At 62.2% G+C, this 12,639-nt stretch carries 11 protein-coding genes; 4 read left to right on the top strand and 7 right to left on the bottom strand.

Annotated elements, in window-relative coordinates; translation table 11 throughout:
- Positions 1 to 281 (top strand): electron transfer flavoprotein subunit alpha/FixB family protein (locus GTF44_RS21230; protein ID WP_216365391.1); only part of this gene is annotated, 281 nt, incomplete at its 5' end.
- Positions 282 to 320: 39 nt separating this feature from the next.
- Here GTF44_RS21230 and GTF44_RS21225 read toward each other — a convergent pair.
- Positions 321 to 761, bottom strand: coding sequence for a MarR family winged helix-turn-helix transcriptional regulator (locus GTF44_RS21225; protein WP_253261401.1), 441 nt, complete (start codon positions 759 to 761; stop codon positions 321 to 323).
- Positions 762 to 967: 206 nt separating this feature from the next.
- On the opposite strand from GTF44_RS21225, the gene GTF44_RS21220 reads away from it, so the two are divergent.
- Genes GTF44_RS21220 through GTF44_RS21210 form a run of 3 tightly spaced genes read left to right on the top strand, consistent with a single transcriptional unit; the run spans position 968 to position 6,088 of the window.
- Complete coding sequence (locus tag GTF44_RS21220; protein ID WP_171563255.1) at positions 968 to 2,143, top strand: amidohydrolase family protein; 1,176 nt, start codon at positions 968 to 970, stop codon at positions 2,141 to 2,143.
- 46 nt (positions 2,144 to 2,189) lie between these two features.
- The gene (locus GTF44_RS21215) at positions 2,190 to 2,687 is read left to right on the top strand and encodes a (2Fe-2S)-binding protein (RefSeq protein ID WP_171563257.1); all 498 of its coding nucleotides are present in this window, start codon (positions 2,190 to 2,192) and stop codon (positions 2,685 to 2,687) included.
- Positions 2,684 to 6,088 carry a molybdopterin cofactor-binding domain-containing protein gene (locus GTF44_RS21210; protein ID WP_171563259.1) on the top strand — a complete coding sequence of 1,135 codons (3,405 nt, stop codon included), beginning with the start codon at positions 2,684 to 2,686 and terminating at the stop codon, positions 6,086 to 6,088. The genes GTF44_RS21215 and GTF44_RS21210 overlap by 4 nt, the downstream gene beginning before the upstream one ends.
- A 9-nt stretch (positions 6,089 to 6,097) precedes the next feature.
- Here GTF44_RS21210 and GTF44_RS21205 read toward each other — a convergent pair whose 3' ends face one another.
- The 6 genes from GTF44_RS21205 to GTF44_RS21180 form a co-directional block, all read right to left on the bottom strand.
- Entirely contained in the window at positions 6,098 to 7,357 is a 1,260-nt protein-coding gene (locus GTF44_RS21205; RefSeq protein ID WP_171563261.1) for a TRAP transporter large permease, read from the bottom strand.
- Between the two features lie 3 nt (positions 7,358 to 7,360).
- Positions 7,361 to 7,942 carry a TRAP transporter small permease gene (locus GTF44_RS21200; RefSeq protein ID WP_367383434.1) on the bottom strand — a complete coding sequence of 194 codons (582 nt, stop codon included), beginning with the start codon at positions 7,940 to 7,942 and terminating at the stop codon, positions 7,361 to 7,363.
- A 78-nt stretch (positions 7,943 to 8,020) separates the two neighbouring features.
- Positions 8,021 to 9,004 carry a TRAP transporter substrate-binding protein gene (locus tag GTF44_RS21195; protein ID WP_171563264.1) on the bottom strand — a complete coding sequence of 328 codons (984 nt, stop codon included), beginning with the start codon at positions 9,002 to 9,004 and terminating at the stop codon, positions 8,021 to 8,023.
- 106 nt (positions 9,005 to 9,110) lie between these two features.
- The gene (locus GTF44_RS21190; protein WP_171563265.1) at positions 9,111 to 10,646 is read right to left on the bottom strand and encodes a tripartite tricarboxylate transporter permease; all 1,536 of its coding nucleotides are present in this window, start codon (positions 10,644 to 10,646) and stop codon (positions 9,111 to 9,113) included.
- 10 nt (positions 10,647 to 10,656) lie between these two features.
- Entirely contained in the window at positions 10,657 to 11,157 is a 501-nt protein-coding gene (locus tag GTF44_RS21185; protein WP_171563266.1) for a tripartite tricarboxylate transporter TctB family protein, read from the bottom strand.
- A 54-nt stretch (positions 11,158 to 11,211) separates the two neighbouring features.
- Entirely contained in the window at positions 11,212 to 12,090 is an 879-nt protein-coding gene (locus tag GTF44_RS21180) for a tripartite tricarboxylate transporter substrate binding protein (RefSeq protein ID WP_171563267.1), read from the bottom strand.
- Between the last annotated feature and the right edge of the window lie 549 nt (positions 12,091 to 12,639).

Below are 12,639 nucleotides of genomic sequence, written 5' to 3'. Positions count from 1 at the left end.
ACAAACTTGGCGCGGCGGTTGGCGCGTCTCGCGCGGCAGTCGACAGCGGCTATGCACCGAACGATTGGCAGGTTGGCCAGACCGGCAAGGTCGTGGCACCCGAGCTTTACATCGCGGTCGGCATCTCGGGGGCGATCCAGCACCTGGCGGGCATGAAAGACAGTAAGGTCATCGTCGCGATCAACAAAGACGAAGAGGCACCGATCTTCCAGGTTGCCGATTACGGCCTCGTTGCAGACCTGTTCGATGCGGTGCCAGAACTGACCGAAAAACTCGGCTAAGCGGCCCTACCGGCGCGGCTCAAAGGGGGAAAGGTCCGGTCATCCGAGCTTCTTCAGCAAGCGAAGGAACGTCCGGCTCTCGGCTGCGGTCAGGGGGGCCAGCGTGGCTTTGGAAATGCCATGACCGACATCGACGAGCTCTTGCACCGCGGCGCGGTAGTCAGGCGAGATGCACAGGATACTGCGACGTTTGTCGTCCGGGTCGGATGTCGCGGTCACCATGCCCTTGGCTTTCAGACGATCAACCACACCCTTGATGGTCGCCACATCCATCGCGGTGCGGCGTCCCAGCTCATTCTGCGAGCAGGGCCCTGACTGTGCCAGGCGCACCAGCGCGGCGAATTGCGTCGGCGTCAGCTTTCCCGGTGCCATGGATTGAAATATCACCGCGTGCCGTTGCGCCGCCAATCGGAGGAGAAAGCCAATCTGCTCCTCCAAAACATAAGGCGGGCTTTCCTGGGTCGAAAGAGTCTCAGCCAATCCTGCCTCCTGGGTTTGCGGGCGTGCCGCACATGTTTTTAGAGCTATTTCTGGCTTCGATGCTCGAAAAGACGGCACCATTGGCGCGCCTCGGTAGCCTTGGACGGCAATCAGGTCAACACACGGCGTCATGTTTATCCGCTGCTGAAAAACCTTGCCCAAGCCTTCATAAATGTTAGCATACAAATAAGATAGGGGGGCGTCAAATGTCGGAAAACAAAAAACTGGTCATTCGCAATATCGGCCTTCTGCTGACGGGCAAGATCGAAGCTCCCATCGCGGATGGAGATTGCGTTGTCGCCATCAATGGCCGGATTGCTCAATTTGGGTATGAGAAGGATCTCGATACCGATGAGGCGGATACGGTCGTGGACGCGAAGGGCGTCACCTTGGCGCCTGGTCTGATCGACAGCCATGTTCACCCGGTCGTCGGGGACTACACACCGCGCCAGCAGCAACTGCACTGGATCGACTCGACCCTGCATGGCGGCGTGACCACCATGATCTCGGCGGGCGAAGTGCATATGCCCGGCCGCCCCAAGGATGTGGTGGGGCTCAAGGCCATGGCGATTGCCGCGCAGCGTTGGTATGAGAATTTCCGCCCCTCGGGCGTCAAGGTCCATGCTGGCGCCCCCGTCATCGAACACGGCATGGAAGAACAGGATTTCAAGGATCTGGCCGATGCTGGGGTCAAATATCTGGGCGAGGTTGGGCTTGGCAGCGTCAAGGACGGGAAAACCGCGCACCAGATGGTCAACTGGGCGCGCAAATACGGCATCCAATCCACGATCCACACTGGCGGCCCCTCAATCCCAGGCTCGGGCCTGATTGATGCCGATATGGTGCTGGAGACGGGCACGGATGTGGTGGGTCATATCAATGGGGGCCATTCCGCCTTGCCCGACGATCAGATCGTCTGCCTGTGTGAAAGCTGCACGAAGGGCCTTGAGATCGTCCATAACGGCAATGAACGCGCCGCTTTGCTGACGCTGAACACCGCGCGAGAGCTGAGCAAGCTCGACCAAGTGATCCTCGGCACCGACGGGCCCGCAGGCTCGGGGGTGCAGCCGCTTGGCATCCTGCGCATGGTGGCGATGCTGTCGAGCCTTGGGAATGTCGACGCGGCCACGGCCTTCTGCTTTGCCAATGGCAACACGGCGCGCCAGCGGCATCTGGATGTGGGCCTGCTGGAAGAAGGCTATTCCGCCGATTTCGTCCTGATGGATCAGGCGCAGCACGCCCCGGGCAAGACGCTTCTGGAGTCGGTCGAACTGGGCAACCTGCCCGGTGTTGGGATGACCATCATCGATGGCGTTGTCCGCACCACGCGCAGCCGCAACACCCCTCCCGCCGGGTGCCTGCCGGAAGTTTTGCAGGGGTAGGCACAATTCCATAGGCATTCATAAGACAGGTCCATACCCTATCCACATGTCGGCAGATGCACGTCCCAACTCGGCACCGGTTCGGTTCACCCTGAACCGCGAACCGGTCTCCGCGCCGGTCGATCCCGACCGGATGCTGCTCGATTTGCTGCGGACAGAGTTTGGCCTGACCGCCCCGAAATATGGCTGCGGGCTGGCGCAATGCGGGGCCTGCACCGTGCTTGTCAACGGCGCGCCCGCACGCGCCTGTGTGATGCGCATGCGCATGGTCGAGGGGGCGGACGTCACGACCCTTGAGGGACTGGCCGACCCCGAGACCGGCGCGCTTCACCCGGTGCAGCAGGGTTTTCGGGACTGCGACGGCGCGCAATGTGGGTATTGCCTGAACGGGATGATCATGACCGCCGTGGCTTTGCTTGACGCCCAACCCAACCCCGATGAGGCAGAGGTGCGCCAAGCGCTGCGCCATAACCTTTGCCGCTGTGGCACCCATACGGAGATCATCGCCTCGGTCCGGCGCGCGGCGGAGCTGATGGGGTCATGACGGCCAGGACGCGCCCCTGCCTGCATATCGAGGACGAGAAAGGCCAGCGCTTCATCTCGTTGGATGCCGAGGAAGGCATTGTTGCGTTCTGCGGCCATGTCGATCTCGGCACCGGGATTGAAACCGCGCTGTCGCAGATCGTGGCGGAGGAGTTGGACCAGCCCGTCGCGGCCATCCGCATGGTTCTCGGCGACACAGCGCGCACACCGGATCAGGGCCCAACCATCGCCTCGGAAACGATCCAGGTTTCGGCCATCCCGTTGCGCCAGGCCGCGGCCACCTTGCGCGATGCGCTGTTGTCCCGCGCGGCGTTGCGGCTGAACACGACACCGGAGGCGATCCGGCTTGAAGCGGGTGCTGCGACAGATGGCAAGGCCCGCGTGGTGCTGATCGCGCTTCTGGCCGAGGTGGAGGAGGTGCTGCCGCTCGACACGGGCGCGCGCCTGAAGGATCGCGCGGATTACAAGGTGGTGGGCCAGCCGCAGGGCCGGGTCGATCTGGACAGCAAGCTGCGCGGCGATCACCTCTACATCCATGACGTGGTGGTCGAGGGCATGGTGCACGGCCATGTCATCCGCCCGCCCTATGCCGGGCGTGACAGTGGCGATTTCATTGGGCGCAGCTTGCTTGGCTATGACGAGACCGTGATCAGCGGCGCGAAAGGGTTCATCGCCGTCGTGCGAGAGGGCGATTTCCTGGCTGTTGTCGCCACCCGCGCCGATCTGGCCGAGACGCTGGCCGAGGCGTTGCCGGTGCAATGGCGTGTGCCACCGCCCTTGCCGGAGTTCGACGATCTTGCAAACCTGATCCGCAATCAACCCTCCAGCCCCCGCGTGCTGGACGTGGCCGGAGCCGTGGAACCGGCGCTCGACGCCTCAGACATGCGGTTAGACCGGACCTATATCTGGCCCTACCACCTGCATGGCTCCATCGGGCCCTCCTGCGCCGTGGCCGATTGGCGCGACGGCGCACCGGTGGTTTGGGCGGGCACGCAGAACCCGCATGTGTTGCAAGGCGATCTGGCGCATCTCTGCGGGCTGCCGGCGGCGGGCGTCGAGGTTCGCCGCCATCAGGCCGCGGGGTGCTATGGGCGCAACTGTGCCGATGACGTTGCGGGCGACGCGCTGCTCTTGTCCCGCGCCGTGAGACGGCCCGTGCGCGTGCAACTCACCCGTGCGCAGGAAACCCTTTGGGAACCCAAGGGCGCGGCACAGATCATGGATGTCTCGGGCGGTCTCAAGGACGGCGCCGTCCATGCCTATACGCTGGACAGCTGGTACCCCTCCAACCGGGGTCCGAACCTCGCGCTTTTGCTGACAGGCCGCATCTCAGCCGATCCGCGCCCGGTCGATATGGGCGACCGGACCATCGTCCCGCCCTATACGATCGCCCATAGACGCATCACGGTGCATGACCTGGCGCCCATCGTGCGGGCGGCCTGGATGCGGGGGGTCTCAGCACTTCCTAACACCTTCGCGCATGAGTGTTTCTTTGACGAAATGGCCGCCGAGGCCGGTGAAGACCCCGTGGCCTTCCGCCTCGCCCATATCGACGACCAGCGACAAGCCGACCTGATCCGCCGCACCGCCAAGGCTGCGGGTTGGCAACCCGGCACCGGTCCGCGTTTCAAGCGCGAGGGCCGCATGGCCTATGGGCAAGGCTTTGCTTTTGCAACCTATGTCCACGGATCCTTCCCCGGTGTTGCCGCCGCAAGCGCGGCCTGGGTCTGTGATGTGAGTGTCGATCTGGACAGCGGGGAGATCACCCTGACCCGGGTTTTTGTCGGCCAGGATCAGGGACTTGTCATCAACCCTGACGGGGTGCGCCAGCAGATCCACGGCAATGTGCATCAGACCGCCGGGCGCGCGCTGATCGAAAACGTCACCTTCGACGAAATCGCCCCGGCCCAGAAAAGCTGGTCCGATTATCCGATCATGCGCTTCCCCGAGGCACCTGAGATCGAAACGATGCTGGTGGAGCGCCCCGATGACCCACCCCTGGGCGTTGGCGAAAGCGCGGCTGTCCCTTCGGCGGCTGCCATCGCGAATGCGGTGTTCGATGCCACGGGTGTGCGCCTGCGCGAAGCCCCGTTCACGCCCGAGCGGGTCCGGCGCGAACTGAGGGCGGCGGGCTACCCGGCACAGCCCGAGATCGCCCCACCCGCGCGGCGCCTCACACGGCTGCGCAAGGTGCTGGCCGCGACGGGCCTGACATTGGCCGGGGCGTTGACCTTTGGGGCGGTGTCGCTTCCAATCCACCGCGCCCTGCCACCGGGTCCAACGGTTATCAGCCACGCGCCCGAATTGATCGAACAGGGGCGGTTGCTGTTTCTGGCAGGGAATTGCGCCGACTGTCATACGGCAGAGGGCGGTGTTGCCAATGCCGGGGGGCGTCCCGTCGCCACGCCCTTTGGAACCATCTACACCACCAACCTGACGCCGGACCCGGCCACCGGACTGGGCAACTGGTCTTTCGCGGCGTTTGAACGGGCCATGCGACATGGGGTTTCCCGGGATGGGACGAACCTTTACCCGGCCTTCCCTTATACCTCCTTCGCGGGCATGAGTGAGGCCGACTTGCTGGCGCTTTATGCCTATCTCCAGTCCCTTGATCCCGTCGTTCAAGACACGCCGCGCGCCCAGATGTTGGGACCTACGGCCCTGCGCCCGGCCAATGCGTTCTGGAATGCGGCCTTCCACGATGCCACACCGCTGCGGCCCGACCCAACGCAATCCACCGCCTGGAACCGGGGCCGGTATCTCGTCGAGACCGTGGGCCATTGCAGCGCCTGCCACACACCGCGCAACGTGCTTGGCGGAGAACGGGGCGGCGGCCACGATCTTGCGGGGGCAGAGGTGAATGGCTGGTACGCGCCCGCGATTGCAGGGGCCGCTGCCGCGTCACGCGGCTGGACGGCCGAAAGCCTCGCCACCTATCTCAGCACCGGCCATGCCGATGGGCATGCTGCTGCCAGCGGCCCGATGGCCGAGGTTGTGGCCAATCTCGGCCAGCTTCCGGTCTCGGACATTCAGGCCATAGCCACCTATCTGGCCAGCCAGGCACCTGCGGCTGCGCCGATCCCGCCGGTCGCGCAGGCGGCCATACCGAACACCCGCATTCACCGCGTGTTCGAGAGCACCTGCGCCACCTGCCATGAACCTGCCCTGCCCAATCTGGCAACGGCGGCGCTGTCGTCCCTTTCGCTGTCGACAGCGGTTCGTGCCCCAACCCCGCAGACGGTCGAAACCGTGATCCGCGACGGGTTGCGCGCCCCGAATGGCACGCGCTTGCGCGACATGCCCGGCTTTGGCGCCGATCTGTCGGAGCAGCAAATTGCGGACCTGGCGCGCTATCTTCGCGCCCGATACGCGCCTGACCTGCCGCAATGGACCGCGAACTGACCAGCCACGCTACAGGAAGGCGAGGCTGATCGACGGTACCAGCGCGAGTACCAAAAGCGCCAGGCAGGTCACGACGAAAAACGGCATGGCCACGCGGAACACGGCCAAGGGGCTGACCTTGGCAACATTCGCCGCCACATAAAGCCCGATCCCCACAGGCGGTGACAACAGACCGAGGATCAGATTGATCGAGACTACCACGCCGAAATGAACCGGGTGGATGCCGTAGACTTCGGTTGCGATGGGCAGAAGGATCGGGACGACCATGATCAACCCGGCGATCCCGTCGATCACCGTGCCGACCAAGAGAAGGACGATCAAGACCAGCAGCATGAAGGCCGCGGGCGTCGTGGCCACGGTCTGGATCCAAGCCGCCGCCGTTTGCGGCACCTGCCCGAAGACCAAGACCCAGGAAAACACGCCGGCCGAGGCCACCAGAAATAACACTAGTGCCGAGTTGATCCCGGTCCGCAAAAGAATATGCGGCAGATCCGAAAGCTTCAGGGTGCCGGTTACGAAAAGCCCGATGCCAAAGGCCGCCAGCGCCCCCAGGGACGCGGCCTCGGTTGGGGAGCCGAAACCGCCCAAGATCGTGCCGATGATGATGGCCGGGATCGAGAGCATCGGCAGCGCCCGCCCAAAGGCTGCGCGTTTTTTGGCCCAGCTCAGCTTCTGGCCGCGCGGATATTTGTGCCACGTCCCCAAGATCGCAATTGTCCCGAGGAACAAGGCGGTCAGCATTAGCCCCGGGAGAAGCCCCGCCAACAGCATGTCGCGCACCGCAAGCTGCGCGAGGACCGCGTAGACCACAAAGACGATCGAGGGTGGAATGATCGGCCCCAGCAACCCGCCAAAGGCCGTCACGGCCGTTGAGAAATCGCGGCGATAGCCCTCTTTCTCCATCTCGGGCACCATGACCTGGCTCATCATAGCGATCTGGGCCGTGGCCGAGCCGAGGATCGAAGCCACCATCATATTGGCGACCAGGTTGATATAGGCCAGCCCGCCGCGCAACGCGCCGAGGAAGGCCGCCGCGAGGCGCACAAGCCGTTGCGTGATCCCGGCGCCATTCATCAGTTCGCCGATCAAAATGAACAGCGGAATGGCCAACAGACCGAAATTGTTGAGCGCGTTGAACAGTTGCAGGGGGTAGCTGTCGAGCAGCAACAGGTTTCCGGAGCTGAAGATGTAAACCAACGCGGACACGCAGAGAATGATCCCCACGGGAACCCCCACAACCAAAAGCAATAGAAAGGCAACGGCCGCCATTTTTTAGACCTCTGTCGCGTCGATTTTTGCGGGATTGTCTGGGCGTTCAACCCAGCCCAAGTCTTCCACCAGGTTCGCAGCCGCGTGGATGGCCAGGGTCACGCCGAAAAACGGCATGACGAGATAGAACCAGAAGGTTGGAACTCCCATGACCGGCGTCACATCCGTATAGATGAAGTTAAAGGTCGACCCTTCAAAGGTCGCGACGTCGAATCCGTCCTTGATCAAGCCGAGCGGATCAAACCAGCGCCAGGTCGTGTAAAGCAGGGTGAGCCCGAAGCCAAGGCAGATGATCGACACGATGGTTCTGAGCAACCGGATGCCGCGTGCGGGGGTAAATTCATGCAGCAACAGCACTGCCGGGTCGATCCGCCCCCGTAGCATCAGCGAGGCGCCGACAAAGCCCGATAGGATCATAGAATAGACCGCCAATTCGTCCGCCCAGGCGATGGTGATGCCAACCCCTCTGAGCAGGACATTGGTCAAGACCAGCACGGCAATCGCCGCGACAAGGCCGATCAGCAGAACCCGTTCCACCGCCGTCACGGCCGCGGACAGGCGGGTGATTGCACGCGCGATTTTCACGGGGCAAGCTCCTAGAAAACAAGGCAAACCGGGATCGGCTGAGCAATCAGGCACGATCCCGGCGTGATGTTCAAGACATCAGAAGCTGTCGGCCAGGGCCCGAAGCCGCTCGACATAGTCCGTCTGCTCCGACCATTCGGCGTCCCAGCGCGCGACAATGTCGCCGAAGAATTCGGGACCGACATTCTCGATAATCGTCAGACCATCGACGGCTTGCAGGGTTTCCAGCTTGCCGGCCTCACCCTCGACAAAGCGGTCGATGGTGGCATCGCAATGGGTTTGCACGGCGGTGCGGACAATCTCTTGATCCTCCGGCGAAAGCTGCGCCCAAACCCGGCCAGACACCAGCGCCACCATTGGGAAGATCTGGTGGTTGGTTTCCAGCATGAAGGGAGCATGTTCATAGTAGCCGAAATTGATGATCGACTCGTGATCCATGGCAATCGCGTCGATCTGACCGTTGGCCAGTGAATCGTAGACCTGGGTCAACGGCATGGGCGCGGGCGCGGCGCCGAACATCTCAAAGAAGCTCCGCATCGGAGGCGCAGGCGTGATGCGGAACCGCATGCCGTCCAGATCCTCGGCGCTTGTCATCGCCTCACGGCTCATCATCTGGCGCATGCCGGTCATGGCGTAGCAGATGCCGACCGCGCCGGTCGCACGCGGAAGCTCGTCCAGTATTTCACGCGCAACATCAGAGCGAAGCACGCGGGCTGCGTCCTCGATATTCGTGACGAGGAAGGGCGCATGGAGCGCACTCATGTCCGTCACCCGGGTGGTGACTTCGGCGGTGGTCAGCCAGGCCATGTCCAGCACGCCGGTCTGCAACTGCTGCAGCATCGTGCCTTCCGAGCCAAGCTGGCCGGAGGGGAAGGTCGTGACCGAGAAACGGCCATCGGACAGCTCCGACAGCGTCTCGCCCATCGCTTCGACTTCCTGGTTCCAGACATGGACGGGCGGCGTGATCAGGCCGACGCCGAACTCCCGATCCTGAGCATGGCTGACGGCGGGCAGCAGGGCCAATGCCGCCCCCGCGGCTATGGCATACGTCTTGAGTGTCATTTGAATTCCCCGTTGGTTGCTGTGCGAATGGCTATTGTTCTTACGCCAAGCCATCACTAATTTTGTTGGTACACAAACTATTTTCGAATTCCGCCCACGGGTCAAGTTAATCCTTGCTGGGCCGCGCTGAGCCAGGCAAAATCTCGGGCGCTGAGCGCTTTCTCTTTCGCATCCAGCCGATAAATGAGGCAACAAACACCAGGACGATGATCAGAATAATCGCGAGGGAAACGGGCCGTTCCAGGAACACAGTCCAGGAGCCCCGGCTGATCATAAGGCTTCTGCGCAAATTCTCCTCAAGGAGCGGGCCGAGGATCAAGCCGAAGACGAGCGGCGCAATGGGAATGTTCAGACGGATCATCATGAACCCCATTCCGCCAATGACGATCATACCGACAAGATCCACCATATTGTTGCGAATGGCATAGGCGCCCACCATGCAGAGAAGGGCGATCAACACCATCATCACATTGCTCGGCAGTTTGAGAACGTGAACGATCCAGCGCAGCGCGACGAGCCCGATCAAAAAGGTGAGCAGAACACCGAGGAACAACGATCCATAGATCGCCCCCACGATCTCCGGGTTCTCCGCGAACAATGTGGGTCCGGGTTGCAAACCATGGATGATCAACGCGCCGATCAGGATCGCTGTCATCGAATCCCCGGGAATGCCAAGGGTGACCATCGGTATCGTGGTGCCGCCTGAGGCCGCGCTGTTCGCTGCCTCAGGGGCGGCGATACCCCGTGGTTCGCCCTTGCCAAATCCGACCAGGGGCCGTCGCGTGAAGCGGCGTTCAAGTGCATAGGCGATGGCCACGGAAATCGCCGACCCAGCCGCCGGAATGGCCCCGACCAGCGTGCCGATGGCGCTGCCCCGTAGCCAGCCTGGCCAAACATTCAGAAGCTCCAACCGGGACGGGATGATGCGTTGGATGGCTGAGACCTGAGACCGCACCCGTGTCTTTGCATCCATCAGATTGCACAGCACCTCGGAAAAGCCAAAGATACCAATCGTCAGTGGGATAAGGTGAATGCCGTTCTGCAAGACCGAGGTCCCGAACTCGTAACGGGCAACGCCGGTCACAGTGTCAAATCCGACCATGCCAAGCATCAGGCCGATGGCGCCGGACAAGAGCCCGGCCAGCATCGCGCCCTCAGCGGTATAAGCGAGCAGAACGATGCCGAAGAGCGCAAGCATCGCAAATTCAGGGCTCCGGAAACTCATAGCCGATTGCGCGATGACCGGTGCGATCAGCATAAGCGCAAACACACCGAGCACCCCCCCGACGGTCGAACCGATCAGCGCATGACCCAAAGCAAGGCCCGCTTTGCCCTGTCGCGCCATCGGATAGCCATCGAACTGGGTGACGATTGCGCCCGGCGTTCCGGGGATGTTGATCAGAATGGCAGAGATTGAACCGCCGAAGACGCTGGAGACCAAGACCAGGATCAGCAGCATGATCGCGATATTGGGTTCAAGGCCAAAGGTGATTGGCAGAAGAATGGCCAGCGCCATGGTAGAACTGACGCCGGGCAATGCCCCCATGATGATCCCGGCGGCCACGGCAAAGACGGCCACCAGCAACATCAGCGGTTGCTCGAAGAAGATCGCAAAAGACTGCAGGAACACATCCGTTTTCATTCACTTGTCCTCACGGCAGCGGGACACGGAGCAAGGTGACAAAAACAAGATGAATGCCCGCGACGATGACCCCAGAGACAATCAGGGCAAACGCCAGTCGCGCCTGCAATCTGGATGTCGGGTTGGAAAGAACGGTTAACCAGACGGCCGCAAAGACAAACGCCGGGACGGTGAAACCCGCGAGGCTTATCCATAGAGTTGTCATCAAGGCCGTGACAAAGAATGCGACCGCCAGGGCGACCCCCAAGGGCGCGAGCCCTGCGATGCCTGATCTCTTCTTCACGAAACCGGAGAGGAGAAACCACAATCCACCAACGCTCAGAGCCGTGGAGGTCAGGATTGGCAAAAGGGCCGGGCCAGGGTCCAGGCCTGGTTGGGTCAACGTGGCCCGGAGCGGCGCATTGAAATGCAGCCCCGCCCAGCCGACCGCCGCCCAGAACAGAAAGAAGACCCCAGCGGCGTAGCCTGCCGAGTTCTCATCTTTTTGCTGACTTGCCGCGCGCTCAGACATGGGTTTTTCTGGGTGTCAGGCGGGCCATATCGGCCCGCCCAGGTCTTGTCCGCGTTATCTCTCGCGTGCAACGACCAGGCCGCTGCGCTCAAGAATGGGGTAAACCGTATTGTCTTGAACTTCGAGGAAGGCCGCAAACCCTTCGCTATCCTCAGGCGCGATGATCGATCCGGCTTGCCGGGCGGTCGCCAGGAAGTCTTCGTTGGCCAGCACGTTCATAACCGCCTGTTCGAGAATGGCGGCGCGGTCTTCCGGCACACCTGCGGGCAGGAAGAACCCGACAAAGTCTTCGAACACCAGCGGATAGCCCTGCTCGGTAAATGTGGGGACATCCGGCGCGCGGAAATGACGCTCGGCACCGGCCACGCCCAAAATGTTCACGTCCCCGCTTTCGGCAAGCCCGGTCATCAAAGCGGTCGGGATCGTCGAGGCGTTGGTCTCGCCCGAGGTGATGGCCGCAATCGCGGGTGCATAGCCCTGGTAGGGGATGGTCAGAAACTCAACCCCAAGCGCCTCTTGGATCAGCATCGCGCTGTTATTGGCAAAGCCACCCGGCCCGTCATTGGAATTCAGGATCGCTTCGGGGTCGGCCTCGATGGCTGCCACCAACTCGTCCAAGGAGGTGATGCCCGTCTCCGCACGGACACTGATCGCTGCCGGAGATGTCTCAATCAACGCCAGCGGCGCAATGCTGTCCAATGCCGCCGCAGCCTGGTTCATATAGGTCTGGGCCACGACATGCAGCCCCATGACGCCAATCGTATAGCCGTCCGGGTCGGCGGAGGCTGCCGCGCGAACGCCTGTGGTGCCAGCCGCGCCCTCCTGGTTGATCACGACGATAGGTTGCGAAAGCTCTTCGGCCAGGTAATCCGACACCATTCGCGCCACGCGGTCATGCGAACCGCCTGCCGGCCAGGCTACGATGATGCTCACTGGTTCACTTGGAAAACCATCTGCGTGGGCAACACCCGCCGTTGAGACAAAGAGTGCGATGCACGCGGAGAGGGTCTTCCTCGTCAGTCCAGAAGACTGTGTGTCCTTTTTGTTGGTCACGATTCATTTCCCTGTTTGGTTGATTGTTGTTCAATATTCATTAGCAAGCAAACGAATTTGTCTCAAGATTTTTCTCCCCGGCCTCACCCGACATGCGTGTTCCTGGGCCTGAGCTTCACCCGGGGGACACGGCGTCAACGACAATATGGGGCGTGCCAAGATTGGTCTTTCGGCGGGCCGCAGAGCGCAGCCTGTCCTTTGGGCTGTTGCCGCAAACGCGCGCCATAGGGGCATCAACCAAAGGAATACCCAGGGGTCGTGAGCCTTAGGTGAGCATGTCTTCGCCCGGGGTTTTGGGCAGCCGCTGTGGCCCTCTCCGCGATGACCGCAACCGACTGTCGAGACAGGCTTTCTCGATGCTCTATCCCAAAGGCCGCGTGGTGGGGCAGGGGGTCTCGGTCGATCTGTTGATCGCCGACCTGATGGCTG

Origin of the sequence: Roseobacter sp. HKCCD6576-2 (assembly GCF_013179285.1) — a bacterium.
GTDB lineage: Bacteria > Pseudomonadota > Alphaproteobacteria > Rhodobacterales > Rhodobacteraceae > Rhodophyticola > Rhodophyticola oceani.
The sequence above is the reverse complement of the archived record's forward strand: the minus strand, read 5'-3'. Positions and strand labels throughout refer to the sequence as shown.